The following is a 26,027-nucleotide window of genomic DNA, read 5'->3' as shown; positions in this document are numbered from 1 at the left end:
TCCAGGTAGACAGTCGTCCATAGAACGATGCAATTGAGGACAAGTCCGAGCACTCCGAGTTGGTTCTCCAGTCCGCGTGCGTAGCCGCGCGTATGAGCAGGATCTTCCGTACAGGACCACGACGTGCTTATGTGATCGTCTCGTCCAGGGTCAGGTGGCGGCCGGCGGTGTATTCAGTGGTGAAGATCTCTTCGCCCAGGATCTGGCGACAGGTTGCGGCGATTCTGTCGGCGTCGGCACGTTCCGCTGGGGACTGCGGGAGGGCGGTGGCCTCGCGGGACGCAGCAGCCGCGCCGAGGAGCCGGGCGGCGTGGGCGTGGGCGCCCGCGAGGGCCACGGCCCCGGCCAGGCCCTCCGTGGCGGAGATCGCGCTGTGCGGGGCGTCGAGCTTGCGTGCCGCGTTGTACGCCTCCAGGTGAAGGGCGCGGGCGGCCTCGGCGTCGCCGCGTTCCTCGGCGGTGAAGCCCAGTTCGACCAGCACCATCGACAGGTACAGGGGCTCGGCGCCGCCTCCTGACTTCGCCCGCCGTACCAGGTTGCCGAGGTGTTCCTCGGCGAGATCGAGCTCGCCCTGCCTGCGGGCGGCGTAGCCGAGGCCGATCTCGGCGAGGATCTCGCCGCCCGCGTAGTCCTGTTCCGTGGCGAGGCGGAGGGCGCGCTCGCACAGCTTCCAGGCCTTCGCGTAGTCGCCCAGTTGCACGTGGGTCCAGCCGAGCCAGGCGAGTTGACCGCTGACCTCCGGCCACAGGCCCAGCTCCTCCGCCATGTGCACACCTTCCTCGTGCAGCCTGGCGGCGCGGTCGTTGTCGCCGGTCAGTTCTGCCAGGCCGCCCAGCCAGCCCGATGCCTGCAGTTGACCCCATCGGTCGCCGAGTTCGGCGAACAGCTCCGCGCTTCTGGTCGCTGCCCGCTCGAGTACGGTCAGGTCGCCGCGTACGTGCGCGAACTGGGCGCGAGTGCTCAGCGCCGCCGCCTCGCCCCACCGGTCGCCCGCGGCGCGCAGGGCCTCCAGAGCCCTGTCGAGCAGGTCTTCAGCGGCTTCCATCTCACCCAGGTTCACCAGCGCGAGGGCCATGAACCATGCGGCCCTGGCCCGCTCGCCCAGCTCTCCGGCGAACACCTCCGCTGCCTGCTCCCGGCGTGCCACCCACTCGGCACTCCCGCCCTTCAGAACGGAGATGCCCATGAGCCACGCCATCGCCACAGACCGCACCCCGCCACCCGCTGCGGTGAGGGCGGTTTCGAGTGAGCGACTGGCTTCGGTCAGGCGGCCGCGGAGGTACCAGTACCAGGTGAGGGCATGGGCGAGGCGGAGGGTCAGCTCTGGGTGAGCGCCGTCCACGACGGCGCGGAGGTTGGCCGCCTCCGCGTCGAGCAGGCCAAGCCACTGGCGCTGGTTGGGGCCGTAGAGGTGGAGGGCGGCTCGTTCAGCGAGATCGGTGTAATAAGCATGGTGGCGGTGCCGTACCTCATTCAGGTCGCCCGCCTCTCGCATGCGTTCCACGCAATAGGCGGCGACGGACTCCAGCAGGCGGAAGCGGTTTCCCACCCTGGCCACCAGCGACCTGTCGACGAGGCGGGCGAGCAGGTCGAGGACGTCATCGGCGGCCACGCCGTCGCCGGGGCACACGGCCTCGGCCGCCTCCAGGATGCACCCGTCGGCGTGTACGGCCAGGCGGCGCAGCACGAGCCGCTCCTGTTCGGTCAGCAGCTCCCAGCTCCAGTCGATCATGGCGCTCAGCGTCTTCTGGCGGGGAGGCGCACCCCGATGCCCGGTCGCCAGCAGCCTGAAGCGGTCGTCCAGCCGGTCCACCAGGCCGTCCACGCCCAGAGCCCGCACCCTGGTGGCGGCCAGCTCCAGCGCCAGCGGGATCCCGTCCAGCCGCCTGCACAGCAACGAGACGGCGGGGGCGGTCGAGTCGTCGAGCCGGAAATCGCTCTGCGCGGCCGCCGCCCTGGCCGCGAACAACCGGACCGCGCTGTCCTGCTCCAGCGGCGGCACGTTCCACACCACCTCGCCAGGCAGCGCCAGCGGCTCCCTGCTCGTCGCCAGGATTCGGAGTTCCGGCGCGGCCCGCAGCAACGCCTCCGCCAGGTCCGCCACCTGTTCCACGACGTGCTCGCAGTTGTCCAGCACCAGCAGCACCCGCCGGTTGCGCAGCGCACGCGCCAGCCGGTCGCGTGCCGAGAGCGGCTCGCCGCCCGGGTCGCGGATCTCCATGACCGCCATCACGAGCTCGGCCACCTCGCCGGACCGGGGCATGGGGGCCAGCTCGACCAGCCAGACACCGTCGGCGTGGGCGGAGACCAGCCGGCCCGCCGTCTCCACGGCCAGCCGCGTCTTGCCCACCCCGCCGGACCCGCAGAGCGTCACCAGCCGGTTCGCCCCGAGCTGTGCGGATACCGCGGCCAATGACTCGTCCCGTCCGATCAGCTCGGTGAGCGGAGCGGGCAGGTTGGTGGCGTGCCGTACCGCTGGAGCGAGGTCAGGGTCCTGGGCGAGGATGGCCCGCTGCAACTCGGCCAGCTCGGGGCTGGGGTCCAGGCCGAGCTCCTCGCCGAGCCGTTCGCGCAGGTCGGCGTAGCTGTCCAGCGCCTCGCTCTGCCGTCCGGCCCGATACAGGGCCTTCAGGTGTACGGCACGCAGCCGCTCACGCAGCGGATGCCGCGCCACCAGGTCGGCCAGCTCCCCGGCGAGCAGGGCGTGTTCTCCCAGCTGCAGCCGGGCCTCGGCGTGCGCTTCCACGGCGGCCAGGCGCTGCTCCTCCAGCCGGGCGATCGCCGCCCTGGCGAATTCCTCGTCGGCGAAATCGGCGAACGCCGGGCCCCGCCACAGGGCCAGCGCGTCGGCCAGCAGCGCGGCCCGCGTTCCCGGGTCTTTCGCCGCTTGGGCCTGCTTGGTGAGCTCGGTGAACCGGCGCGCGTCCACGGCGTCCGCCTCCACCTGCAGCAGGTAGCCCGCGGGCCCGTGCGCCACCAGGTTCCGATCGCCCAGCGCCTTGCGCAGCTGCGAGACCCTGACCTGCAGCGTGGCCGATGGATTGGCGGGGGCGTCGTCTCCCCACAGGTCGTCGACCAGCCGGTCGGCCGACACCGGGCGGCCCTCGTGAAGGAGCAGGTCGGCCAGGATCGCGCGGACCTTCAGCCCACGGATCGTGACGGGCACGCCGTCCGCGTCCCACACCATCAGCGGGCCAAGCACCCCAAACCGCATGACCGTCACCCTATGCCGGAGCGGTAAGAGCGGTGGAAGGAACCGGTAAGGGCCGCCCAGCACAGTAGTCACATGGCAAGCAACGAACGGCTGCGGGTGGCGGTGATCATCGGTAGCACCAGAAGCGGCAGGTTCGGCCCGACGGTGGCCGAGTGGTTCGCCGCCCAGGCCCGCAGGCGAAGGGAGCTGGAGGTCGACGTCGTCGATCTGGCCGAGGCGCGGCTGCCCGAGGTCCTCACCGACGAGGACGATGAGCTGCCTGCCGAGGTGCGGGCGCTGGCTCCGCGGCTGGCCGCGGCGGACGGCTTCGTGGTGGTGACCCCCGAGTACAACCACAGCTTCCCCGCACCACTCAAGACCGCCATCGACTGGTACTACGCGGAGTGGCAGGCCAAACCGGTCGCCTTCGTGTCGTACGGCAGAGAGTCGGGCGGCCTGCACGCGGTCGCCCAGCTCCGTGAGATCTTCGCCGTGCTGCGGGCGGTGGCCGTCACCGAGGCGGTCAGCCTGCCCTGCTACTGGGATCTCTTCGACGCCGACGGCTCCTGGCCCAAACGGGGCGCGAGCTGCCACGCGGCGGCCGGAATCACGCTTGACCAGCTGTCATGGTGGGCCCGTACGCTGCGGGACGCCAGAAACGATTACCGATGGAGAGAACAATGAGGAAACTCATCGCTTCGACCTACACCACACTCGACGGCTACATCGACGAGCCGCAGAACTGGTCGTTCGACTACCGGACGGACGATGCCATGCAGTACGCCCTGGACCTGATGCGCAGGTCGGATGCCCTGCTGGCGGGGCGGGCCACCTACGAGGGGTTCGCGTCGGTCTGGCCGACCAGGCCCAGCGACGAGTTCTCCGACCGGATCAACGGCATGCACCATTACGTGGTCAGCGACACCCTGGAGAAGGCCGACATCTGGGGCACCTCCACCATCATCAGAGGCGAGAACCTCGTCGAGGAGGTCACCAAGCTCAAGCAGCAGCCGGGCGGCGACATCATCATCTACGGCAACGGGCAGCTGACCGACGCGATGTCGCAGGCCGGGCTGCTCGACGAGTACCACCTGTGGGTGCACCCCCTCATTCTCGGTGAGGGTCAGCCGCTGTTCAGGCGTGAGTCGAAGGCGAAGCTGAAGCTGCTGGAGAACAAGACGTTCAGCTCCGGCCTGGTCATCCTCGTCTACCAGCCCGAGCAGTAGAACAGGACGACCGTTGCGAACCCGCCTCGGTCACCGGAATCCGCCGAAGGCCACCGCTGTCGTGGAGGGTAATCGAGGCCCGCCCGATGGGGTGACGGTCAGATCTCGTCGTCATCGTCGGCACCGTCCGGATCGCGCAGGTCGTGGATGGTGCCGGGGGCCAGGTCGGGAAGCAGGAAGTTGTAGGCGCCGTGCACGTCAAGGTGCCGGCTGACAAAAGGCGATAGATTCTCGAGCCCACGTTCGTAGCGGTGGTAGAGCTGTCGAGGATCGGCGTGACCGTGCCGGCGTCGATCAGCTCGGTCAGGGTGTGCAGGTTCTTGGCGGGCGCCGTGGTCAGGACTCCGCGCAGGTGCTGGCCGACAAACGGCGACAGCAGCATCGCCCGGATCAGGCGGTCAGTGCCGTGCAGCCAGCGCCCGCCCTCGGCGCCGCCGACCATGACGAGCGTTCCGCGGGGTGTGAGGGCGGGTCGCAGCCGGGCCAGGGGTGTGGGTGCCGGTGGTGTCGAGGATGAGGTCGTAGTGGCCGACCTGGTCGGTGAAGTCCTCGCGGGTGTGGTCGATGACGTCGTCGGCCCCGATCGATCGGACCAGGTCGGTCTTGCTGGTCCGGCACACGCCGGTAACGTGCGCGCCGAAAGCCTTGGCGAGCTGCACGGCGAACGTTCCGACGCCGCCGCCGGCGCCGATGACCAGCACGTGCTGGCGGAGGGTTCAGGCAGTGGCCGGGATCGCGGTGTCGTGTCGGGGTGCCTTGGCGCCTTTGATGAGCAGTCAGAGGAGCATCGAAATCTCGGCGACGGCGGGCGGGGCGAGGACGAACGGGGCAAGCACGGCTGCGAGGTCGGGAACCAGGAACTGTGCGAACAGGTCCACGAGGTAGCAGAAGCACCCGATCATGAGGAGGACCCCCAGCACCGCCGGCGCCGAGGGCGTTGACGTAGGTGGGGTCAGTGGCGACGAGCAGGGCACCGAACTGGTGCACCATGTTGAGGCCCATCATGGCCGCGGCGGCCACTGTAAAGATCACCACCGCGCGGGCGGCGTTCTTGTTCACGTGCTTGAGGAGCACGTACGCGGCATGGCCGTTAACATCCCGAACATGACCGCCACGAGGTCGGCGGCGACGCCGATGCGGACGAGGCCGGCGTTGGCGACGACGTTGTGCGCGGTCGCGGCGGCGTCGTGGGGCTCGTGGATGGTGGTGCTTTTGGGCGCGGTGAGCCGGGGCCGCGCGGCGGTGTCCTCGCGTGCCGGCCGTAGTGGTGGGGTTACTGCTCGGGGTGGGGGTACTGGAAGACGTCGTCGAGGGGGACCTGGAACACGTGCGCGATCTCGAAGGCCATCTCCAGTGACGGCGAGTAGCGGCCCTGCTCGATGGCGATGACGGTCTGGCGGGTTACGCCGATGCGGTCGGCCAGCTCCGCCTGCGTCATCTCCCCGTGGGTGAACCGCAGGGTCCGGATCGAGTTGGTAACCCTGGTGGGCTTGGCCATGGTCTACAAACCCCGCCGGTAGGCCACGATCTTCACGACCGCGGAGGTGAGCGCGGCGAGGACGAACGCCAAGTACAGCGAATTGGCGATCCAGAACTGCTCGACGTTGGCCATCGCGAGGCCGAGCGGCACGAGGGCGCAGATGCTCATGACGTAGAACCCGACATAATCGCCCAGCCGGTTGATCTGCTTGTCGCGCTCGTCGGCCCGGCCCGCGTCCTTGGGCGAGGCCACGGCGGCGACGATGCCCAGGACGATGCCCGCACCGATGCCGACGCCGATGGCGGTGAGCATCGGCCCCACATAGGCGATCTCCGAGACGTCCGTCCCGGGTACCTTCGTGAGGATGGTCACGAAGTACGCGACGGGCACGGCGGCCGCGACGATGGCGTAGATCCACGAGCGCTTCTCTTCAAAGGACATGTCCCGCTCCCATGTACAACAAACTTGACATGGTCAAGGTAAGACATTTTTGACATGGTGTCTAGAATATTTAACCTACAACGGCAGCCGCATTCGTGACCTGATCTTGGCTGGCCGCCCCCGGAGGGCTCGGGGTTGATACTGGTGAGGCCGCCTATTCAACTGTCGCGAGTTGTCGTTGAAGATGAGCTCCACCGTGACGGTGCGTGCTCTCCGGCGGCGCATCGGTCCATGCGCCGCCGTTCTCGTTGAGGGTCCGAGGTGGCCTTGTCGTGGTAGCCGGTGCCGTCGCCGAGCCGCGTCTTCGTGCGTGTTCCCCACGTCATGGCACCGTCCCTCGTCATGGCACCGTGAGGCCCTTCATGATCCCGCTGCAGATCACGCGCCGCGTAGTCACCACGACGGCCAGGCCGAACTCGGGCATCCAGCGGTCATCGCCGGCATCGTGCAACGACCCCTGCTGTGAGGCAGGAAGGTCGTGGTCATATCGCCCCGGGAGGACCGGGCATGGCGATACCGAAGATGTCCTGCGCCCTGAACGTGGTCACTTTCCTGGCCTCGCCGGTCCTGACGTTCACCGCGTAGGCCGTGAAGGTCTGGTAGGGCGGCGGCGCCGTCTCGTCGTCCGGCACCTCGGATGACGGTCTGCAGCGGACGGACGTCGTCAGGGCCGTAACCTCGTCGGCGCTGCGCCACGTACGCAGGTAGATCTGACTGACGTCAGGCGACAGGCCACGGATGGGGACGGTCTTCCGCTTCTTGCCGGTGAGCGGGTCCAGCAGGACGAGGTCGCCCATCTGGCAGGGTTTCTCGGCGGTGCTGTGGTCCTCGACGGCCGCGACGGTCTTGCCGTCCGGCGCCAGCGGGCTGAAGGCGTAGTGCTGCGGCAGGATGACCGCCGTGGAGTTGCCCGGCGAGGTGGGCGGCCAGAGGTCGGAGATCGTGCGCAGCTGGGAGTTGGGCGAGTACTCCGCGAGGGTGATGGTGGCTCCATCCGGTGACAGGCCGATGGGGACCCAGCGGGCTGGAAGTTCACGGACGACCCTGTCGTGCATGTCGAAGAGCAGCGCGGGATCCTTGAGATCGGGGACCTTGCTGAAGGCCAGGTAACGCCCGTCGTCCGACAACATCAGCCGCGTGATGCTGTACAGCCACTTCTCCGGGGGCAGCTTCATCGGCGCCGTGGTCTTCGCGCCCGAGGCCAGATCGCGAACCTGGAAGGTGCCTTCCTTCGCGCTGTAGTAAGCGATCTTGCGGCCGTCCCGGCTGATCGCCAGCGGGCTGTCTTGCAGGCTGAGGCTCGACCGCGCCTCCGGCACGTGGTAGGTCCTGCCGCTGCGGGTGACTACTCGCCAGCCCCCGTCCTGGCAGTGTGATGGAGCCTTCCCGCTGACAGGCCTGCAGAAGGACTTGTACGCGTGGCTCAGCGGCCCCACCCCACGCGCGGGCAGGTCGTCCTTGCCGGAGGTGGCCGGGGTGGGCGCCTGCGGCATCAGCCGCACGGCGAGCGTCCCGCCCAGCGCGGTGACCACGACCATGGCCGCCGCGAGGAGCGAGATCGCGGTACGCCGCCTGTGGTCGCGCGTGGCGATCGTACGTTCGGCCAGGTCCACCCGTGGTGACTCGTCGGCCAGTTCGACGAGGACATCTCGCAGCCAGGTCATCGGCAGGCCTCCTCGGTATCCATGCCGGCGAGCTTCGGCGCCAGGCCGGGCGCCAGCTCGCGCAGGCGGGCCAGCGCGTAGTGGGTCTGGCTCTTCACCGTCCCGATCGAGCAGTTCATCAGTTCGGCGGTCTCCCGTTCTGTCCGGTCCTCGTAGTAACGCAGCACGATCACCGCCCGCTGCCGAGGCGGCAGCCCCATGAGGGCCTTGCGCATGACGAGCCGTACGAGGGTGGAGTCCTCGCTCGAGTACGGCCGGTCGGGTGGTTCGGCGGTCGGGAACTCCGTCCTGACCCGGCGCCGCCGCCAGGAGATGTGCTGGTTCACCAGCGCCTTACGCGCGTACGCCTCGGGGCGCTCGACGTGCGATAACCGGGGCCAGCGCCGCAGCACCTTCAGCAGGACGCTCTGCAGCAGGTCCTCGGCCTGGTGGGCGTCTCCCGTGAGCAGGTACGCCGTGCGCATCAGCGCTTGCTGGTGCGCGGCGACGAACTCACGGAAGCTGTCATTGCGATCCAAGACGACTCCTCTCGACCGCTACGACGCCGGAGAGGAGTGGAAAGGTTCGATCCGCGCTAGAAGGGGTGCCGGCAAGGACCACCGTCACGAGTGGTCGACAACGTCATGGCCACTGTCTCTTGCTGTCCTGCAAGCCTTCCACGTGTCGACGACGCGTGAATTCGGCCGTCGTTGAGACCACGTGCGCTGCCCGCCCAAGTGGGCTTGCGGCAATAGGGCACATGCCATCGCGAGGCTTCATACGTCGGGCAGGATACGCGCCGGTCGTGGCCGCAGTTTCTCGATTCCGGTGGGCGGCGTGGGCCCGCGTCGTCATCCGCGAGGCCGCGTTCACCGGCTGGGACCGCAGGTGCGCCTGACCGCCGCCTACCCCGAGACGGCCGGGGCCGCCAGCCGGAGGGCGCTGGGCGCCGGCTGACGGCCCTGCTCGATCAGCAATTCGCCGGGCTCCGATCGCGCGTGGCTGCTGCGGCGGCCGGAACACTCCCGGGTGCGGCACCGGGCGACGCTGTCGGCCGCAGTCGATCTCGCACGGACCAGGCGGCAGCAAATACTTGGCTAGCCACATATTTGCTGCTACGGTGATTATGTGTCTAGCCACCTAATGTGTGGCGCAACGCTAGGAGCTGTCATGAAAGCCATGGTTTTCGACCGTTTCGGCGGCCCGGAAGTACTGCACGAGGCAGACATCGAGGTCCCGCAGCCCGGCCCCGGGCAGGTCCGTGTCCGCGTGAAGGCTGCCGGGCTGAACGCGCTAGACGGCAAGATCCGCTCCGGGATGCTGGAGGCCGTGTACCCAACGACCTTCCCCGCCGTTCCCGGTGGCGAGCTCGCCGGCGTGGTGCACGCCCTGGGTGAGGGCGTGCAGGGCGTGCAGGTCGGCGACGAGGTGCTGGGCTGGTCGGACACCGGCGCGTACGCCGAGTACGCGCTGGCCACCATCGTGGCCCCCAAGCCCGCCGCCCTCGACTGGCCGCACGCGGCCGCGCTGCCGGTGGCAGGTGAGACCGCCGAGCGGGTCCTGAATCTGCTGGGTGTCGCCGCCGGGGAGACCGTGCTGATGCACGGTGCATCCGGAGGGGTCGGAACCCTGGCGGTTCAGCTCGCCACGGCCCGTGGAGCACGTGTCATCGGCACCGCCGGCCCCGGCAACCAGGACTACCTCGCCTCGCTCGGCGCCACCGCGACCGTGTACGGCAAGGGCCTGGTCGAGCGGGTCCGGGCGCTCGCCCCTGACGGCGCGGACGCGGTGTTCGACCTGGCCGGGAAGGGCGCCCTTGAGGACTCCATCACCCTGCGGGGCGGCACCGATCGCATCGTCACCATCGCCGACTTCCGCGCGCAGCAGCTCGGCATCACCTTCTCCAGCGGTCCCGCGGGGGCCTCGGCCGACCGCCTGGCCGCCCTGGCCCAGGACGCCGCCACCGGCAAGATCGTCACCACCGTCACCACCTATCCGCTCGACCAGGCCGCCACGGCCCAGCGGGTCAGCGACGCCGGGCATGTCCGGGGCAAGCTCGTTCTCACCGTCGGCTGAACACGCTCGCCTCTTCGTCCACCCCGCCCGCCGTTTCCCGATGCCCACCCGGGCCTCGCCGCACCGAAGGACCATGCATGCTGGACTCTCTGTGGACGCCGACCACTGTCGGCGGCACATCCCTGCCACACCGCCTGGTCATGGCCCCCATGACTCGGGACCGCTCCACGCCGGAAGGCGTCCCGACCGAGCTGAATGCCGAGTACTACGCCCAGCGGGCCTCGCACGCGCTGATCATCACTGAGGGAACGCAGCCCTCCGCCGACGGCCAGGGCTACCTCCTCACTCCCGGCATTCACCATGACGAGCAGATCGCAGGGTGGCGCAAGGTCATTGACGCCGTGCACGCGGCCGGCGGCCGGATCGTCATCCAGCTGATGCACGTCGGACGCATCTCCCACCCCGACAACACCCCCCACGGGCGCCGGCCGGTCGCCCCGTCGGCGATCCGCCCCGAGGGCGTGATGTTCACCGCGTCCGGACCCCAGGAGATGCCCACGCCCCGTGCGCTGTCGACGCAGGAGGTAGCGGCGACGGTCGACGACTTCCGTCGCGCCGCGGCGGCCGCCGTCGCGGCGGGCGCGGACGGCGTGGAGATCCACGGGGCCAACGGTTACCTGGTGCACCAGTTCCTGTCCGACAACACCAACCAGCGCAGCGACCGCTACGGCGGCTCCCTTGACAACCGCATCCGCTTCGCCGTCGAGGTCGCCGCCGCCGTGTCCAACGAGATCGGCGCGGAGCGCACCGGTCTGCGCATCTCCCCCGGCAACCCCTACAACGACATCGCCGAGTCCGACACCGCCGAGCTGTATCCGGCGCTCCTGGACGCGTTGCGCCCGCTGGGCCTGGCCTACCTCCACGTGATGCACGTGGGCGAGGAAGCTCTGCTGGAAACCCTGCGCGCGCAGTGGCCGGCCACGCTGATCCTCAACCGGGGCGGCACCGACCTGCCCACCCGCGCCAAGGACATCGACAACGGTACGGCCGACCTGGTCTCCGTCGGCGCCCTCGCGCTGGCCAACCCGGACCTGGTCGAGCGGCTCCGCGCCGGCGCGGAGCTGAACGCCCCCGACCCGGCCACCTTCTACGGCGGCGGTGCGGTCGGCTACACCGACTACCCCATCTACACGGATTGAGGCACCGAACCATGCCCCACATCCCCACGACGGCCAGCAAAGGGCCGATGAGCTACGCGATCTTCCAGCTCGCCCGCGCCCACCGCGCCCACGCCGCCGCCCTGCTTCGCGCGATGGACCTGCATCCCGGACAGGAACTGCTGCTGATGCAGCTCTTTGACCGGGACGGCCAGACTCAGTCCGAGCTGCTCGAAAGCGTCGGCCTGGACCACTCCACCGTCTCCAAGTCCCTGCGCCGCATGCAGGATGCCGGCCTGGTCGTCCGCGAGCCGGCCGCACATGACCGGCGCGTCATGGTGGTCCACCTCACTGACAAGGGCCGTTCCATGCGCGAACCCATAGCGGCCCTGTGGCAGGCCCTGGAGGAGACCTCCGCGCGGAACCTGTCGGAGCAGCAGGCGGAGTCCTTCGTCGACACCGCCTACGCCATCGCCGAGGCGCTAACCAGCCGCGCGCTTCCGCAAGAAGAATCCGAGTAACCAGCCGGTGCGGCCGGCCGTCTGCACATCGAGGACGGCCGCATCACCCCGTCCCATCCGCCTTCGGCCTCGGCAACCAAGCCCCTTGCTCCTGACCTGATGGAAAGTGAAAACCCATGCCTGCCACCGGCTCCACCACCCTCCCGGTCCTCGTCGTCGGGGCGACCGGCTCTCTCGGGGGTAAGGTCGTCGACGAACTACTCAAGCGCGGCAAGAACGTCCGTGCCCTGGTCCGGTCGGCCACCGACGCGAGCAGGCTCGAAAGCCGGGGCGTGGAGATCGCCCGCGGCGACATGCTCGACCTCGACTCGCTCGTCGCCGCCATGAACGGCGCAGATGCCGTCATCACCACCGCCGCCGGCTACACCCGCGGCGGCAAGAACGCGCACGACATCGACACCCTCGGCAACACCAACCTCGCCGAGGCCGCCCACCGCGCCGGCATCCGACGGTTCGTCCTGACCAGCATCCTCACCAGCGACCAGACGCCCGATGTCCCACACTTCTGGCACAAGAAGCTCGCCGAGGACAAACTCGAACAGCTCGGCGTCCCGTTCCTCGCACTGCGCCCGGGGGCGTTCCTCGACCAGATCGCGAGCATGGCGGGCGACCCGATCGACAAGGGCCGCCTGATCTGGATCGGCAAGACCACCGTCCCGCTGACCTTCGTCCACACCTCCGATCTCGCGACGTACCTGGCAGCCGCAGTCGACGCCGAGGCCGACGACGGTGAGCGCATCGACATCGGCTGGGACCGTCCGGTCAGCATGCGCGAGGTAGCCGACCTCATGGGCAGCAGGGCCGGAAAGAAGATCAAAGTGTGGGCTGTCCCGTCCGCCGTCGCCCGCACCGCAGGAGCCATCGCCGGCCGCTTCATGCCCCTGATCAAGGACATGGCCGCGATGTTCGGCTGGTTCGACACCGGCCGCTACGTCGCCGACCCCCGCCGCCAGGAGCAGCTGTTCGGCCCCGTCCCCATGGCCGAGGACGTCCTCACCCGGTATAGCGACGAGTTGGGCACTGCACAGCACCGGTGACAGGCCCGCGTCCCGGCGCCCTGACCAGGACACCTTAGGCTGCCCTACCGAATTCGATTCCCTACCGGAACACCAGCCAGCCGAGACAGAGCCCCAGGTGGAGGTGTTCCGTAAGACTGTTCCGGTGAAGGAACTCCGCGACGACGGGCTCCACGTGACGATCCTCTACGACGAGCCGCGGGTCCTGCTCGTCACTCGCGATCATCGCTTGGCCCGCAAGGAGCACGTCACTCTCGACGACATCGGCGACGAAGCCCTCCCCCGTCTGCCCGACGCGACCTGGGACGCCTACTGGCGGATCGACCCGCGGCCAGGCGGCAGTCCCGCGCCGGACGGCCCGCTCGTCGAGGCTCCTGAGGAGAAGTTCGAACTCATCGCGGCCGGACAGGCCGTGGCCATCGTCTCGGCCGGCCTGCGCGCCGAGACCCTCCACCCCGGCGTCACCGGCATCTCTTGGAGGGAGTGGAGCCGAGCCAGGTCGCCCTCGCCACGCGCGCAGGCGATGACAACCGCCTGCTCACGCCCTTCCTCAAGGCCGCCCAGACCACCTCACGGGCGGTTAGCCGCCATCAGGGCGTCAGACCCAACGGCGACTCCAGCCCGGTCGCCAGCTCGGTGCGGCGACCCGGCGCCGATGAGACGGCCCTGGATGCACGGAGCCCTCCCCGTGGCCACGGCAGCTCCCAACCGTGCGGAAGGACTTCCGGCCGCGCGCGGGTGGGCTTCAAGGAATGACCGGACACTTGGCTCAGATGATGACAGACAAAGGTCCGCTAGTTTATGCGGGTGATCTCCTGTCGCCCTACCGTCTCTGCCGACCTCGACCGTGTGACCGCGTGGATCGTGACCGAGCCCGTCGGCTGGATCCCCGCCGACCGTTACCTCGCAGATCTGGCCGAGGACATGTACCGGCCGGAATGGACCTGGATCGCCGAGGTTGACGACCGCGTCGTGGGACGGGCGTTGTGGTGGGGGCCGAGGGACAGCATGCACCCGGTCGCGCTCGACTGCCTCGACGTGGATCCCGCAGTGGGTGACCGCGCCGCCATCGCCGCCGAGCTGATCAGGGCCGCGCTGGCCGGATTCCCGCAGCCGGTGCAGTACGCGATCAAGGCGGTCGGCGGCTGGCGGGACGATCCGGCCATCTCGGTGGCCGTGGAATGGCGGCGGGCGGCAGCACACGCGGCGGGCCTCACCCGGGAAGTGGAGCGGCTGCAGTACGAGTGGGCACCCGCCGACGGGGTGCCCCCGGCGACCGGTGTGCTGCGGTTCGCCGAGGCCTCCGACGAAGAGTTCCTGGCGGTGTTCACGAGAATCGCCGAGGGCAGCCTGGACGCCCAGACCCGGGCGAACCTGGCGGCCAAGGGCGTGGACGCGACCGCGCGCGACGAGATGGACTTCTATCTCAGGGCGCCGGGCAAGCGGGAGTGGTGGCGGATCGCCTATACGCACGAGGGTGAGGTGGCGGGCATGGCGATCCCCTCGGCGACGCCGTACAACGTGAACGTCGGGTATCTCGGGGTGGTCCCGGAGTTCCGGGGGCGCGGCTACGTGGACGAGGTGCTCGCCGAGATCACCCGCATCCACGCGGCCAACGGCGAGCAACGCGTCACCGCCACCACCGACGTGGGCAACGCGCCGATGGCGGCCGCGTTCGGGCGCGCCGGATACCGCAACACGGAGATCCGGATCAACCTCTCCAACGACCTCCAGCCCTAGGGCCGGACGTGCAGCCCGAATCCCGAGCGGCCCGCGGGCTCCAGCCCCTCCTTCAGGTGCAGCGACGGGATCTCGTAGTCGCCGAAGTTCTGCCGCCGGAACGCGATCGGCTCGGTCGACTCCAAGGTCAGCAGCCGCTGCTCCCAGGCCTTGGCGATGTCCGGGAAGTCCTCGTCGGTGGCCCGGTCCGTGCCGTACAGCACGAACGGCGGCAGCACCTCGATCCCCGGGTAGTAAAGGATCCCGTGGTGGATCGGGAACAGCAGGTCGTCGATCGGGCCGTTGATCCCGCGCTCGGCGTAGTGCGACTCCGGGCCGCCGACGGTCACCGACAGCAGCGCCCGCCTGCCCACGAGGGTCCCCTCACCGAAACGCTCCCCGTACTTGACGTCGCTGTGCTCGCCGACACCGTACGCGAAGCGGTACGTGAAGACCCGGTCAACCCAGCCTTTGAGGATCGCCGGCATCGTGTACCACCACAACGGGAACTGAAAGATGATCACGTCCGCCCACAGCAGCTTCTCCTGCTCGGCGCGGACGTCCGAGATGAGGGTCCCGGTGTCGAAGGCCCGCCCCGAGTCCGCGGCGACCTTCAGCGGGCTCGAAGCGGACGGGCCGAAGTCCCCAGCGTCCACGACCGCCTTCCAGCGCATCGCGTACAGGTCACTGACCCGCACCTCGTGCCCCGCCTTCTCCAGCGTGGCCACCGCCAGGTCCTTCAGCGAGCCGTTGAGCGACCTCGGCTCCGGGTGGGCATAGACGATCAGCGTCTTCATGCGAACTCCTTTGGATCAGGTGCCTTCGATCCTTCACACCCGGGCGGCCGCCGTTCAGGGGCGCTACTTCCGTCGGACCCGGCTTCCTGGTAACGGCAGGGCCACCTTCACCGCCGGCGCCCGCGAGATACTTGGCCGATGGACGATCTCGCGGGCTTCCTGCGCACTCGCCGCTCCCGGGTCGACCCGGCCGGAGCGGGCATCCCGGTCGACAGCCGCCGCCGGGTCCAAGGGCTGCGCCGCGAAGAGGTCGCGCACCTGTCCGGGGTCAGCGTCGACTACTACGTGCGCCTCGAGCAGGGCCGCGCCACGCAGCCCTCGGAGCAGGTGCTCGACGCACTCGCGCGGGTCCTCGGGCTCGACGACACCGAACGCGGGCACCTCTACCGGCTGGCCCGGCAGCGGCGCCGGAAGGCGAAGTCGCCCACCGGGCGGCTGCGCCCGGAACTGCGGCGGGTCCTGGACCTGATCACCGACGCGCCCGCGCTCATCGTCGACCATCGCCTCGACGCCGCCGCCGGTAACCGCCTCGCCGAACTGCTGTACGGCCGCCCCATGAAAGGCCTGAACACGGCCCAGCACATCTTCCTGGAGGAGACCGAGCGCGGCCTGTACGCCGACTGGGACCAGTGCACCCGCGACGTGGTCGGGCACCTGCGCCTGGCGGCCGGAAAATACCCCGAGGATCCGCGCCTGGCCTCGTTGATAGGGGAGCTGGCGATGGGCAGCGAGCGCTTCCGGCGCTTGTGGGCCCGCGCGGACGTGCGGGCGCGGACCTACGGGCGCAAGGCCTACCGGCACCCCCTGGTCGGGGAACTGGACCTGCACCAGGAGAACTTCGCGCTGCCGGATGAATCGGGCATGGAGCTGCTGGTGCTCTCGGCGGCCCCCGGCAGCCCCTCCGCGGACGCTCTGCGGCTCCTGGCCGGCCTGGACGCCGATGGTGACGTCCGTCCCACAGCCCAAGCACAGCTGGGTAGGTAACAGCCCCGAAACCGGCACATGCGACGTCGGCGCGGTGCACCGTTGGTGATCCGTCAGCGTCGCTTCAGCACGCCGACCAAGCTCGTGAGGCTGTTCTGGCCATGGCCGGCGGTGACGCCTTGGCGAAAAATCTTCAGGACGGCGGCCGGAAGTGAGCCATCCACGCCGGACGCTTGTGTGGTGCGCAGCACGTGTTCCAGGCTCGCCACGCCCATGGAGATTCGGTCGACGTCCCCCTCGTGGTTGCCCGCAGTGATGCGTGGCGCGTAGAACTCCAGGAAATAGCGAAGGTCCATGGTCTTGACCGCGTGCGGCAGGAAATCCTCCGCCGAGATGCCATTGGCCTCCGCCACCGCCTGGCCGTGCAGATAGCCTGCCAGCGCTGTCCAGAACATGTCGATCCCGATCTGGTAGTACAGCGCCGCCAGTCCCTGGTCCTCGCCGAGATATTCGATCCCGGTCAGCACCTCGAGGGCGGATCTGTGCGCCTCGACGGCGTCCTTGGGTCCGCTGTAGTAGGTCATGGCGTCCGGCGTGCCGATGCCTGGAGGCGGCACCTGCACGCCACCGGTGATCTGCACGGCCTCGCGCTCGGCTAGCCACGCGGCCGCCTGACGTGCCCTGTCCGGGGTGTCGGAGGTGAGGTTGACCAGGGTACGTCCGCTCAGGGCGGTACGCGGGGCCTGTGCCAGGATGGCATCCATCGCGTCATAGTCGGTCAAGCTCAACACCACCAGTTCGTTGGCGGTGAGCGCCGCCTCGACGGATTCCGCTCTCCTCGCACCCCGCGCCACCAGTACGTCTGCCCTGGCAGAAGTACGGTTCCACACGGTCACTTCGTAGCCGCTGTCGAGGTAGGCGCCGGCCATGGCCTGCCCCATGGGGCCCAACCCGATCACCGTCACAGCCTTCATCCACGATCTCCTCACGAGTAGAACGAACGCTCTATTTAGCTGACACGGTAGCACACGACTAGAACGAACGCTCTACCCAGTACGATGAGAGCCATGCGAACTCAGCACGAGATCGGCACCCGCGAGCGGATCGTCCGGACGACCTCTCGCCTGATGCAGCGGCAGGGGTACGAGGCGACGGGCCTCAAGCAGATCTCCCAGGAGGCTCAGGCCACGCTGGGCTCGGTCTACCACTTCTTCCCGGGCGGGAAGCGGGAGCTGGCGGTCGAGGCGGTCCGCCATGGGGACCGAGAGTTCGCGGAATTCCTGCGCGCGGCGTTCGACCGGGAGGACGATCCGGCCGCGGCGATCGTCACCTGCACTCGAGACCTGGCGAAGGGGCTGCGCGAGTCCGGCTGGCTGGACGGCTGTCCCGTCACCACCACGGCGTTGGAGAGCGCGGGCCGGGTGCCCGAGATCCAGCAGGCCGCAGAGGACGCCTACGAAAACTGGCGCGCGCTGGTCCGCGACAAGCTCAGCCGTGCCGGATTCGCCGACGACCTGGCACACGACCTCGCCCACAGCGTGATCAACCTGTTGGAGGGCGCGGAGTTGTCGGCGCAGGTGTCCCAGAGCGAGGCACCCCTGGAGATCGCCGGTCGGCACCTCGCACGGCTTATCGACTCCTACCGATGAGTTGAGCCGGTCCACGGATGGCTGTCACGCCGGTTTTCTGAGCACCTCGGTGAGGGCCGAGATGTTGTGCTCGCCGTGGCCTGCCTCGGCCGCCCGCCTCACCAGGTCGTGCAGGGGCGCGAGCCAGGTCGTGTCGACGTTCGTCTCCTTGGCCAGGTCCGCGTCGTGGGCTGCCCCGGCCAGGAAGAGGTTCACGGAGGAGGCGGCGTTGGTGTAGTCACCGCTGTCGATCTCGTTGGCATAGATCGGCAGCAGCGACTTGATCATGTCCAGCCACTTGCCGGCGAACCGCACCATGGAGGCTGCCTCGAGCCCGCGCGCCTGGACGGCGGCGGCGCCCTGGAAGAAGCCGACGAGCGCGGGCAGCAGCATGGCGCCCACCGCCATCTCGTACAGGGCGGCGAGGTCACTCTCGTCGCCGAGGTGGACGGTGTCGCCGCCCAGGACCTTCAGGGTTGTCTCGAACTCCTCGAAGACCGTCTTGTCGCCGCTGTAGTACAGCAGGGTGCCCGGCGCCCCGATGGCCGAAGGCACGTTCTTGACCGCCCCGGCCAGGAATCGGGCCCCATGACCGATGGCCCAGGCGGCCGTCTCGCGTGCGTCCGCGGGGGAACCGCTGTTGAGGGTGACAAGAGACTGTCCACGCAGCGACGCGACGGCCGGCCGCAGCGCCAGCCGGGTGTCATCGAAGGTGGTCAGGCAGGTGATGACCAGCGAACTTGCCGCCACCGCGTCCTCGATCGCCTCCGCATGCTCGGCTCCCATGGCGATGAGGGGCACGGCTTTGGCGGCGGTCCTGTTCCAGACAGTCGTCGGGTGCCCGCCCTTGATGAAGGCCTCGGCCAGTGCCCTGCCCATCGAACCCAGCCCGATGACGGTCACCGGTGTCGCGTTCTTCCCCGTCATATGCATACTCCAGCCACAGAGATAAGGAGGTGAGCGTGCTGCCTCGCAGAACCGCCCTGGTCTTGGCGCGGCGCCTGATCCATGCTGGCCGGAACACCGACATTCTCTCAAGTACCGACATTTTCGCCATGTACTGACAAAAATGTGAGTATGGGCCGATGACGAAGGCAAGGAAACGGACATTCACCTGCGGTCTCGACGCTGCCATCGCCGTCATGGGAGGCAAGTGGAAGGGACTGATCCTTTTCGCGCTCCAGGATGATCCCTTGCGCTTCGGGGAGTTGCGGCGCGCGGTCCCCGGCGTCAGCGAGCGGGTGCTGATTCTGCAGCTGCGGGAGATGGAGGCCACCGGGCTGCTGCATCGCGAGGTGTATCACCAGGTTCCGCCGAAGGTGGAGTACTCGCTCACCGAGTTCGGTCATTCGCTCAACACCGCGATGGCGCCGCTCGGGGAGTGGGGTGAGGAGCACATCGAGCGCATCGAGGCCATCCCCTGGGACCTATGACCACACCACGATCTGCGGGCCGCTGGATCGTCCAAGTGTCCTTCCCGGCCTGGCTGTCCGGGGCGCCGGCCCCGGACAGCGCCCGGCGTGGGCTGATCTAGCCGTTCTGTCCCGTGAGGATTCTGTCCCAGTCCACCGTCTTGGCCCATTCGGCGTAGCTGTGCCAGCGCACGGCGGGGTATCTGGCGTGCAGAGTCTCGATGTCAAGGAAATCGGTGTTGTTCTCAAAGCTCTCGAACATCGTGGCCACTTCCTCGCCGGCCCACTGTCGCACCATGTCCAGCGGCAACTGCTGGTAGGGGATCTCCCTGCCGAGCACCTCGCTCAGAATCCGGGCCGCCTCCTGCCCGGTGACGCGATCGGACGCGATGTCGATCCGCTCGCCGATGAACTCGCCGGGGTTCTCAATGGCATGTACGGCCATGCCTGCAATGTCCAGGACGCTGACCTGGTCGAGCGGCTTGCCGGGAGTCAGCGGATTGGCGAGCAGGCCGTCACCGAGCCGGCTGAAGCCGAGGTTGAGCACATTCTCCATGAAGTACACCGGGCCGAGCACCGTCGAGCGCACCGGCTGCTCACGCACATACGCCTCGACGAGCTGTTTGCTGTCGGCGTGGTCGACGTTGGTGGCCACCAGCTGGTCGCCGCCCCGCACAGAGGAGTACACCAGGTGGACGTCGAGGCGAGCGGCGGTGTCGACGAGCAGGCGTCCCTGCGCGACCTCTTCGTCCTTGCCGCCCGCGCCGAACGGCACCGACAGGCCGAAAATCGCATCGGCGCCCGCGCAGGCCTGCTGGAGCGCGCCGGGATCGGCGAGGTCGCCGGTGGCAAGCCGCGCCCCCTGAGCCGACAGCGCCTTCGCGGCCGGCGACTCCCCCGAGCGCACGTACGCCACCACCTCGTGACCGCGCTCCAGAAGCAGGTCGGCAACCGCGCCACCCTGTTTGCCGGTGGCGCCAACGACGACGATTTTGGTCATGACAAGCATCTCCATGGTTGGGATGGGAAATAGCCAGGACATGCGGGCGCGTCTCGACCGGCCCCATCCGGCCGCGCCGCCCGCCGTCAGTGATTCTGGGACCTCAACCACAGTTGAGGTCAAGCGCCGGACAGCTTGCCCACCACCTTGACCACCACCCGTCAGGCCGGCCGCCCCGTCCACCTCGCACGATCACAAACCTGGCGGCACATCAAGCAAGCATCCGGCTGAGGAGCGAAATGTCGGCGGCTGCTCTCCGGGGCCCGCGTCCTGAGCACGCCGCTCACCTCCTGGCTGCCCTCCCGGCCGTGGTACTGAGCGGCGCGACCGCTCACCGTCCTCCAGCGTGGGAGCCTGCCGACACGCAGCCGCCTGAGCTGCCCGACGGGGCCGGGGAATCCGGCGATGCGCTGACCGGGACGCCGCCTGCGCTGCTCGCCGCTGACGAGCCGCCGGCGCTGTCGCGTGGTGAATGCGCCGCCGACGATGAGGCGCGCCGCGACTACCACCGCGACCGGCCGTTGGTGAACACCGCGACGATCCGGCGGCTTCGGCGGGAGACAGCCGGCGCAACTCGGCGCGCGCAGCGGCAAGCAGGCTGTCGACGGTCAGGGACCCGAGGGTGTTACTTCTCGGCCGTGCCGGTTTTCCCGCTGATGGACTCCTGATAAATGTCCGCGTAGGTGCGCGAGTCCTTGATCAGGTCGTCGCAGAAGGCAGCGACATCGTTGCCGATGAGTTCCAGGACTCCCCTGCCGGCCGCGACACCCTCCTCGAAGAAATCGAGGATCCCTGAGAGCAGGGACCCGTCAAGCAAGTCGATCGGTCCGACCTTGAAGATGTACCTCTGAATCTCCTTGTAGACGATCCGATAGTCCGGCGGGAGCGCCTTGACCCGCGCCATGTGCGCCCGCCACTGCTTCTTGCCCTCGATGATGTCTTGGATGCCCACGTCAGCCTCCTAGCCGGCCCAATTTCCTTGCGACGTTCCTGTTCAACTGCTCGCGCCACCGGTCGCGATAGCTCCGAGCCCCTTCTCCGCCCGCCAGCGCCGCGCAGAAGCCCTTGATGTCGTCACCCAGCACCTCGTGAATGCTCTGCCCATCGGACGCTGTCTCTTCGAGCAGCCCCAGAGCACCGTCGAGAATCGGCATCAGGTTTCGACCTGTGAAGTCCCCGTAGGGAAAAAGATGACCTATGATCTCTCCCCACGCCGCCCGGTAGTCGGCCGGCAATGCCTCGGCCCGAGCTTCGAACGCCTTCCATTCCCTGGTGAGATCGCTGCCTGTGATGGTCTCCCAGAAGTTCATCTCCCGCCCTCCTTGAGCTTGTCGATCCGCGATGTGACGTACTCCCATTTCGCCCAGAACGTCGCGAGTTCTTCGCGCCCCGCGTCGTTGAGCGCATAGAACTTGCGCGGCGGGCCCAGCCCGGACGGTCGTTTCGTCACCTGGACGAGCCTCTTCTTCTCCAGCCGCAGCAGGATGGTGTAAACCGTCCCCTCGACGACGTCGGCGAAGCCGAGTTCGTTCAGCCGACGCGTGATGGCGTACCCGTAGGTCTCCTCGCTGCCGATGATTTCCAGCACGCAGCCCTCAAGCGTGCCCTTCAGCATCTCCGTCAGGTCGTCCATCGTGGGTCCTCTTCGGTTCTCCTGGTACTTTGTAGTACCGAGTACCAGTACACGGTACCACAGAGTAGCGAACCAATGCCCAGCCAGCGGTGAGCGCTTCGCATCATCGGCCCGCGACTGGATACTCGACATCACCACCCGGCCTGGCGACGGGTTGATCGCCGTCACCCCAGTAGCTGAAGGTGCCGGACTCCCAGTCGACCCAGTTGTAGAAGGGCATGTTCAGGATCTCGAGGAAGGCGCCGTTGAGGACTGAGGTGGGTGCCACGGTGCTGGACCGGTAGGCCTCGGCGGCCTTCTTGCGGAGGTCGGCGAAGTGGTTGTCACCGTAGTCGGCTCCCCCTGGACGGCGGAGACAACGACGTCGACTCCCTGGAGGGCGCGGGTGAGGCGGTCGGCGGGATCGCGGATGTCTCCTTCGACGACCTCGATGGCCGGGTCGTCGAAGGCCTGGCGGCCCTTGGTGTTGCCGGGCCTGACGAGTGCGCGGACCTGCACGTCTCGTCGTCGCAGACTGTCGATGACCAGACGGCCCAGGCGGCCGGTGGCGCCGGCCACGAACACAGTGGACATGGATACTCCCTGTCGCAGAGTAGGTGTCAGTGAGTTGGGGTGAGGTGGGAATGGGAGCCCGCGGATTCGGGCTTCTGCCTGCTGGATGCGCTCGGCGAGAGGGCCAGTGGCTTGTGCGGGGGCCGGCTGTTCGCTGGTCCGTGGTCCTGTGTTGCCCCAGGGCCCGTCGCGTGAGCTTTGAGAAGGTCTGCGACGTCAGTGAGCCCGACCTGGATGCGTCCGTAGATGCGAGGGTTGAGCAGTGTCGTGCCGTCGAAGTCTCCGGCGGATGCGAAGAACGCGACCGGGATCGTCAACGCCTGGAAGAAGGCGAACAGTGGCCGCATGGCGTGCTCCAGGACGAGCGCATGGTGGTCGCCTCCGCCCGTCGCGGCAAGGAGGACGGGCTTGTTCGCGAGCGCGTACTGGTCGACGAGGTCGAAGAAGTGCTTGAACATGCCGGGGTACGTACCTCGGAACACGGGTGCGGCGGCGATGAGGAGATCGGCATCCTCGGCGAGCCGGAGCGAGTCTTCGACCTCGGGCGTGACGTCGTCGCGCTCGATCGCGCCGGTGAACCCCTCGCCCAAGCGGTACACGTCGACCCGGGACACCTCGATGGGGAGCATGTCCTTCAGGGTGTCGAGAACGACGTCGACGAGTCCCATGGTCTTGGACGGCTCACTGGGGCTGCCGTTGACGACGACGACTCGCAGGGTCGGGCCCCGCAGGGGCGTGACCGGATCTGCGTTGCCTGCTTGCGGGACGCCAGTCATGCCACGCTCTTCTCGCGCAGTGCGACCTCGCGGCGCACGACGGGTGCCACCTCTGTGCCGAGCAGTTCGATCGCCTCGAGGTGCTCCTTGTGCGGCATGCCGCCGAAGCCCATCTGGATGATGGCGCGGGTGACGCCGTACAGCTCGTGGTAGGTGAGCAGCTTGTCGATGAGCTCCTGCGGGCTGCCGACCAGCAGTCCGGCCGCGGGCGACGACTGCGCGTCGAAGGCGGCCCGGGGAAGCCGGAGGCCGACGCCGCGCTGGTGGTTGTTCTCCATCATGCCTCTGGCGAAGTAGGGGTACATGGTGTCCCGCGCGCTCTGACTGGTCCGCCCGACGAACCCGTGCGAGTTCATGCTGATCGGCAGAGCGTCAGCGTCGTGCCCGGCCTTCGCTGCCGCCGCTCGGTAGAGCTGGACGGTCTCCTCGTGGAAGGTCATCGGGCCGAGCAGCAGGGCCAGTGCCATGGGCAGGCCGAGGTGGCCGACGCTGATGGCGGAGGCGGGCGATCCGCCGACCCCGACCCAGATCGGGATGGTGTCGCCGTCGGCGCGGGGTGCGATGTCGGCGTCGACCAGGGGCGCGCGGAAGCGACCCTTCCAGGTGAGCGGGTTCTGGTCGCGGATCTTGAGCAGCAGGTCGAGCTTCTCGCGGAACAGGTCCGCGTAGTCCTTCAGGTCGTACCCGAACAGCGGGAAGGACTCGGTGTAGGAGCCGCGGCCGGCGATGATCTCGGCGCGGCCGGCGGACAGCAGGTCGATCGTGGCGAACTGTTCCCAGACGCGTACGGGGTCCTCCGAGCTGAGCACGGTGACCGAGCTCGTCAGCTTGATGTTCTCGGTCTTCTCCGCGGCGGCGGCCAGCAGGATGGTCGGCGCTGATCCGACGAAGTCGGTGCGGTGGTGCTCCCCCACGCCGAAGACGTCCAGGCCCGCCTGGTCGGCGACCTGCGCTTGCTCGATCGTCTCGCGGACGCGCTGCCGCGGGGACGGCAGGGTCCCGGTGGCCGGGTCCTCCGTGAGCTCCCCGAACGTCATGATGCCGATCTCGAATGGCATGTCGTTTCCCTTTCTGCGGAGGGCGGCGCCGCGCGCCTCCGACCGCTGATCCGCATCCCTCAACCTGTCTGCGCAAGCAATTATTCCGGATGCTGCCTGGCTTCTGCGTGACGTGCTTCGCTCGCGGCCCGGCGGCCCGGTGAGACTTCCAGGGCGAGCTCAGGTACGGAATCGAGGCAACGCCAAAGGCCAAATAGTTGCCTGTGCAGGCATTTTGTGGCTCGTGCGTGAGGAGGTCGTCAACAGTCCTCGCGTATCCTGGCGATGCCCGCACGCTACGTGCCGTGCCCGCCGGAAGGAAGCCGTCTACCAACCGAAGGTGCGTGGTTCATCCCGGTTGATCCGTTGGGCATAGGGTGGGCGGCATGGCGCTGCGACTTATTCAGGCGAATTTCAAAGCTCGGGATGACTCGGCGCTCGGCCGGTTCTGGGCGGAGGCGCTCGGCTGGGGTGTTTCCAGCGAGGGACCCGGCGTGACCAACCTCGAGCCCGAGGGCTTCGCCTGGCCGGACCCCGCCGCGTTCTACATCGATATCGTCACCGTCCCGGACCCCGAAACGGTGAAGTACCGCGTGCACCTCGAGCTCGCCACCACCTCTGCGGCCCATCAGGCCGAGCTGGTCGCGCGTCTGAAGGAGCTCGGCGCGACGCCCGCCGACGTGGGCCAGGGCGACGTTCCGTGGACGGTTCTGGCCGACCCGGAGGGCAACGTGTTCTGCGTGCTGGAGCCTCGGGAGATCTACCGGGATACCGGGCCGATCGCCGCGGTGGTGGTCGACTGCGCGGACCCGCGGGCCATGGCCCGCTTCTGGGGCGAGGCAGTGGACTGGACCCTGCATGACGTGACCGACGATCACGTGCTGCTGCGCTCGGCCAAGGGTGTCGGGCCGTATCTTGAGTTCCGCCGCACAACGCCCGGCGTGAAGACCGTGTGGAACCGCGTCCACCTCGACCTGGTGCCGTACCCCATTGACGATCAAGAGGCGGAGGTGGCCCGGCTGCGGACCCTCGGCGCGACGCCCGCCGACGTCGGCCAGGGCGACGTCTCGTGGATCGTCCTCGCCGACCCGGAGGGCAACGAGTTCTGCGTCCTCGGTCGGGCCTGACGCGGAGCCTTCCCCCGCCTGCGTGCCGGACAGCGGCAAGCCGCGCGACGTCGGGGCGAGCAGGTCACGCACGGGCTTGCCAACACGATGTCCTCGCCGCGAACAAGGTTTGCTGTGCAGGCAGACACATCGGTTGGTTCTCGAGCTGACCTGCCGATACCGTGCTGCTCATGGCGACCGACAAGCTGCGAGAGCTTGAAGACCAGGCGTGGCGGGGATTCCTGCTCACTCACGATCGGATCTGGCGTGAGGTCGAGGCCGGGCTTGCCCCGCTCAACGTGAGCATGGCCGAATACAGCGTGCTGGCACTGCTGGGTGAGGCCGGTCGCAACGGCATGCGGATGTCAGAGCTCGCCCAGCAGCGCCTGATGTCCAGCGGCGGGTTCACCCGGCTCGCCGACCGGCTCGAGCGTCGCGGCCTGATCGAGAGGCATCGGTCGGCCGACGACGGCCGTGGCTTCACGGTGGTCCTGACCAAGGACGGGAGGGCACTCATGCGCAAGGCCTGGCGCCAGCAGTACGGCGACCTGCGCAGGCTCTTCTTCGACCGGCTCGAGGACGAGCACCTGCGCAGCCTCGCCGACGTCTGGGCGCGGCTCGCCCCGGACGACCGGGGCGAGCCGAATCAGCACACCTCGTAGCCGCCCCGGGTATGTCACACCCCGTGGTGGGCACCTTCCTGAGCCCTGGGGCGGCGCCGGCACCCGGGTCGTCAGCAGGTCGGACTGA

General features: G+C 68.5%; 31 protein-coding genes. 13 read left to right on the top strand and 18 right to left on the bottom strand.

The features are described from left to right. Nucleotides 1–127: 127 nt before the first annotated feature. A complete protein-coding gene (locus ACTWQA_RS29845; protein WP_443162375.1) occupies nucleotides 128–3,214 on the bottom strand; it encodes a BTAD domain-containing putative transcriptional regulator in 3,087 nt (1,028 codons plus the stop codon). A 72-nt stretch (nucleotides 3,215–3,286) separates the two neighbouring features. On the opposite strand from ACTWQA_RS29845, the gene ACTWQA_RS29840 reads away from it, so the two are divergent. Together ACTWQA_RS29840 and ACTWQA_RS29835 are read left to right on the top strand one after the other, a co-directional pair. After that, nucleotides 3,287–3,877, top strand: coding sequence for an NADPH-dependent FMN reductase (locus ACTWQA_RS29840; RefSeq protein ID WP_443162374.1), 591 nt, complete (start codon nucleotides 3,287–3,289; stop codon nucleotides 3,875–3,877). After that, nucleotides 3,874–4,419, top strand: coding sequence for a dihydrofolate reductase family protein (locus ACTWQA_RS29835; protein WP_443162373.1), 546 nt, complete (start codon nucleotides 3,874–3,876; stop codon nucleotides 4,417–4,419). The genes ACTWQA_RS29840 and ACTWQA_RS29835 overlap by 4 nt, the downstream gene beginning before the upstream one ends. Nucleotides 4,420–4,817: 398 nt before the next feature. On the opposite strand, the gene ACTWQA_RS29830 is transcribed toward ACTWQA_RS29835, so the two are convergent. The 6 genes from ACTWQA_RS29830 to ACTWQA_RS29805 all read right to left on the bottom strand — a co-directional run bounded on the left by ACTWQA_RS29830 (nucleotide 4,818) and on the right by ACTWQA_RS29805 (nucleotide 8,522). Further along, entirely contained in the window at nucleotides 4,818–5,120 is a 303-nt protein-coding gene (locus ACTWQA_RS29830; RefSeq protein ID WP_443162372.1) for a zinc-binding dehydrogenase, read from the bottom strand. A gap of 75 nt (nucleotides 5,121–5,195) precedes the next feature. Further along, nucleotides 5,196–5,339 carry a DUF4386 family protein gene (locus ACTWQA_RS29825; RefSeq protein WP_443162371.1) on the bottom strand — a complete coding sequence of 48 codons (144 nt, stop codon included), beginning with the start codon at nucleotides 5,337–5,339 and terminating at the stop codon, nucleotides 5,196–5,198. Nucleotides 5,340–5,692: 353 nt separating this feature from the next. Beyond that, complete coding sequence (locus ACTWQA_RS29820) at nucleotides 5,693–5,917, bottom strand: helix-turn-helix transcriptional regulator (protein WP_305925532.1); 225 nt, start codon at nucleotides 5,915–5,917, stop codon at nucleotides 5,693–5,695. A gap of 3 nt (nucleotides 5,918–5,920) precedes the next feature. Continuing rightward, nucleotides 5,921–6,340: a hypothetical protein gene (locus tag ACTWQA_RS29815; protein ID WP_443162370.1), complete on the bottom strand. Its 420-nt coding sequence runs from the start codon at nucleotides 6,338–6,340 to the stop codon at nucleotides 5,921–5,923. Nucleotides 6,341–6,822: 482 nt separating this feature from the next. Further along, complete coding sequence (locus tag ACTWQA_RS29810; protein ID WP_443162369.1) at nucleotides 6,823–8,004, bottom strand: hypothetical protein; 1,182 nt, start codon at nucleotides 8,002–8,004, stop codon at nucleotides 6,823–6,825. Further along, entirely contained in the window at nucleotides 8,001–8,522 is a 522-nt protein-coding gene (locus tag ACTWQA_RS29805) for a SigE family RNA polymerase sigma factor (RefSeq protein ID WP_443162368.1), read from the bottom strand. Before ACTWQA_RS29805 ends, ACTWQA_RS29810 begins: the two co-directional genes overlap by 4 nt. A gap of 631 nt (nucleotides 8,523–9,153) precedes the next feature. On the opposite strand from ACTWQA_RS29805, the gene ACTWQA_RS29800 reads away from it, so the two are divergent. From ACTWQA_RS29800 to ACTWQA_RS29775, 6 genes are all read left to right on the top strand, one after another. Then, nucleotides 9,154–10,059, top strand: a complete 906-nt coding sequence (locus ACTWQA_RS29800; RefSeq protein WP_443162367.1) for an NADP-dependent oxidoreductase — start codon at nucleotides 9,154–9,156, stop codon at nucleotides 10,057–10,059. Nucleotides 10,060–10,136: 77 nt separating this feature from the next. Further along, entirely contained in the window at nucleotides 10,137–11,198 is a 1,062-nt protein-coding gene (locus ACTWQA_RS29795) for an alkene reductase (protein ID WP_443162366.1), read from the top strand. Between the two features lie 47 nt (nucleotides 11,199–11,245). Continuing rightward, the gene (locus tag ACTWQA_RS29790) at nucleotides 11,246–11,677 is read left to right on the top strand and encodes a MarR family winged helix-turn-helix transcriptional regulator (RefSeq protein WP_443162365.1); all 432 of its coding nucleotides are present in this window, start codon (nucleotides 11,246–11,248) and stop codon (nucleotides 11,675–11,677) included. Between the two features lie 116 nt (nucleotides 11,678–11,793). After that, nucleotides 11,794–12,714, top strand: coding sequence for an SDR family oxidoreductase (locus tag ACTWQA_RS29785; protein ID WP_443162364.1), 921 nt, complete (start codon nucleotides 11,794–11,796; stop codon nucleotides 12,712–12,714). 97 nt (nucleotides 12,715–12,811) lie between these two features. Then, nucleotides 12,812–13,504, top strand: coding sequence for a LysR family transcriptional regulator substrate-binding protein (locus ACTWQA_RS29780; RefSeq protein ID WP_443162363.1), 693 nt, complete (start codon nucleotides 12,812–12,814; stop codon nucleotides 13,502–13,504). Nucleotides 13,505–13,542: 38 nt separating this feature from the next. After that, complete coding sequence (locus tag ACTWQA_RS29775; protein ID WP_443162362.1) at nucleotides 13,543–14,433, top strand: GNAT family N-acetyltransferase; 891 nt, start codon at nucleotides 13,543–13,545, stop codon at nucleotides 14,431–14,433. On the opposite strand, the gene ACTWQA_RS29770 is transcribed toward ACTWQA_RS29775, so the two are convergent. Continuing rightward, entirely contained in the window at nucleotides 14,430–15,209 is a 780-nt protein-coding gene (locus ACTWQA_RS29770; protein ID WP_443162361.1) for an NAD(P)H-dependent oxidoreductase, read from the bottom strand. The two genes, ACTWQA_RS29775 and ACTWQA_RS29770, sit on opposite strands and share 4 nt — an antisense overlap. 138 nt (nucleotides 15,210–15,347) lie before the next feature. Here ACTWQA_RS29770 and ACTWQA_RS29765 point away from each other — a divergent pair, with 138 nt between their 5' ends. Continuing rightward, complete coding sequence (locus ACTWQA_RS29765; protein WP_443162360.1) at nucleotides 15,348–16,193, top strand: helix-turn-helix transcriptional regulator; 846 nt, start codon at nucleotides 15,348–15,350, stop codon at nucleotides 16,191–16,193. A 53-nt stretch (nucleotides 16,194–16,246) separates the two neighbouring features. On the opposite strand, the gene ACTWQA_RS29760 is transcribed toward ACTWQA_RS29765, so the two are convergent. Beyond that, complete coding sequence (locus ACTWQA_RS29760; protein ID WP_443162359.1) at nucleotides 16,247–17,107, bottom strand: NAD(P)-dependent oxidoreductase; 861 nt, start codon at nucleotides 17,105–17,107, stop codon at nucleotides 16,247–16,249. Between the two features lie 93 nt (nucleotides 17,108–17,200). Here ACTWQA_RS29760 and ACTWQA_RS29755 point away from each other — a divergent pair, with 93 nt between their 5' ends. Continuing rightward, nucleotides 17,201–17,782 carry a TetR/AcrR family transcriptional regulator gene (locus ACTWQA_RS29755; protein WP_305925016.1) on the top strand — a complete coding sequence of 194 codons (582 nt, stop codon included), beginning with the start codon at nucleotides 17,201–17,203 and terminating at the stop codon, nucleotides 17,780–17,782. A gap of 24 nt (nucleotides 17,783–17,806) precedes the next feature. Here ACTWQA_RS29755 and ACTWQA_RS29750 read toward each other — a convergent pair whose 3' ends face one another. Beyond that, the gene (locus tag ACTWQA_RS29750) at nucleotides 17,807–18,688 is read right to left on the bottom strand and encodes an NAD(P)-dependent oxidoreductase (protein ID WP_443162358.1); all 882 of its coding nucleotides are present in this window, start codon (nucleotides 18,686–18,688) and stop codon (nucleotides 17,807–17,809) included. A 158-nt stretch (nucleotides 18,689–18,846) separates the two neighbouring features. Between ACTWQA_RS29750 and ACTWQA_RS29745 the strand changes: the two genes are divergently transcribed. Further along, the gene (locus tag ACTWQA_RS29745) at nucleotides 18,847–19,194 is read left to right on the top strand and encodes a winged helix-turn-helix transcriptional regulator (RefSeq protein ID WP_443162357.1); all 348 of its coding nucleotides are present in this window, start codon (nucleotides 18,847–18,849) and stop codon (nucleotides 19,192–19,194) included. 97 nt (nucleotides 19,195–19,291) lie between these two features. Here ACTWQA_RS29745 and ACTWQA_RS29740 read toward each other — a convergent pair whose 3' ends face one another. The 8 genes from ACTWQA_RS29740 to ACTWQA_RS29705 form a co-directional block, all read right to left on the bottom strand. Further along, nucleotides 19,292–20,173, bottom strand: coding sequence for an NmrA/HSCARG family protein (locus ACTWQA_RS29740; RefSeq protein WP_443162356.1), 882 nt, complete (start codon nucleotides 20,171–20,173; stop codon nucleotides 19,292–19,294). Nucleotides 20,174–20,798: 625 nt separating this feature from the next. Further along, nucleotides 20,799–21,125 (bottom strand): DUF1048 domain-containing protein, encoded by a 327-nt coding sequence (locus tag ACTWQA_RS29735; RefSeq protein WP_443162355.1) that lies wholly within the window; start codon nucleotides 21,123–21,125, stop codon nucleotides 20,799–20,801. A gap of 1 nt (nucleotide 21,126) precedes the next feature. Next, nucleotides 21,127–21,483, bottom strand: a complete 357-nt coding sequence (locus ACTWQA_RS29730; protein WP_443162354.1) for a DUF1048 domain-containing protein — start codon at nucleotides 21,481–21,483, stop codon at nucleotides 21,127–21,129. Continuing rightward, nucleotides 21,480–21,806, bottom strand: coding sequence for a PadR family transcriptional regulator (locus tag ACTWQA_RS29725; RefSeq protein ID WP_443162353.1), 327 nt, complete (start codon nucleotides 21,804–21,806; stop codon nucleotides 21,480–21,482). The genes ACTWQA_RS29730 and ACTWQA_RS29725 overlap by 4 nt, the downstream gene beginning before the upstream one ends. Before the next feature lie 103 nt (nucleotides 21,807–21,909). Continuing rightward, nucleotides 21,910–22,074, bottom strand: coding sequence for a hypothetical protein (locus ACTWQA_RS29720; RefSeq protein WP_443162458.1), 165 nt, complete (start codon nucleotides 22,072–22,074; stop codon nucleotides 21,910–21,912). Beyond that, nucleotides 22,029–22,379, bottom strand: a complete 351-nt coding sequence (locus ACTWQA_RS29715; RefSeq protein ID WP_443162352.1) for an NAD(P)H-binding protein — start codon at nucleotides 22,377–22,379, stop codon at nucleotides 22,029–22,031. Before ACTWQA_RS29715 ends, ACTWQA_RS29720 begins: the two co-directional genes overlap by 46 nt. Nucleotides 22,380–22,405: 26 nt before the next feature. Then, entirely contained in the window at nucleotides 22,406–23,134 is a 729-nt protein-coding gene (locus ACTWQA_RS29710; RefSeq protein WP_443162351.1) for an NAD(P)H-dependent oxidoreductase, read from the bottom strand. Next, nucleotides 23,131–24,192 (bottom strand): LLM class flavin-dependent oxidoreductase, encoded by a 1,062-nt coding sequence (locus ACTWQA_RS29705; protein ID WP_443162350.1) that lies wholly within the window; start codon nucleotides 24,190–24,192, stop codon nucleotides 23,131–23,133. The genes ACTWQA_RS29710 and ACTWQA_RS29705 overlap by 4 nt, the downstream gene beginning before the upstream one ends. Nucleotides 24,193–24,557: 365 nt before the next feature. On the opposite strand from ACTWQA_RS29705, the gene ACTWQA_RS29700 reads away from it, so the two are divergent. Further along, nucleotides 24,558–25,298: a VOC family protein gene (locus ACTWQA_RS29700; protein ID WP_443162349.1), complete on the top strand. Its 741-nt coding sequence runs from the start codon at nucleotides 24,558–24,560 to the stop codon at nucleotides 25,296–25,298. Between the two features lie 170 nt (nucleotides 25,299–25,468). After that, nucleotides 25,469–25,939 carry a MarR family winged helix-turn-helix transcriptional regulator gene (locus ACTWQA_RS29695; protein WP_443162348.1) on the top strand — a complete coding sequence of 157 codons (471 nt, stop codon included), beginning with the start codon at nucleotides 25,469–25,471 and terminating at the stop codon, nucleotides 25,937–25,939. Nucleotides 25,940–26,027 lie beyond the last annotated feature (88 nt).

This window comes from Nonomuraea sp. 10N515B (genome assembly GCF_052245915.1).
GTDB lineage: Bacteria > Actinomycetota > Actinomycetes > Streptosporangiales > Streptosporangiaceae > Nonomuraea.
The sequence above is the reverse complement of the archived record's forward strand: the minus strand, read 5'-3'. Positions and strand labels throughout refer to the sequence as shown.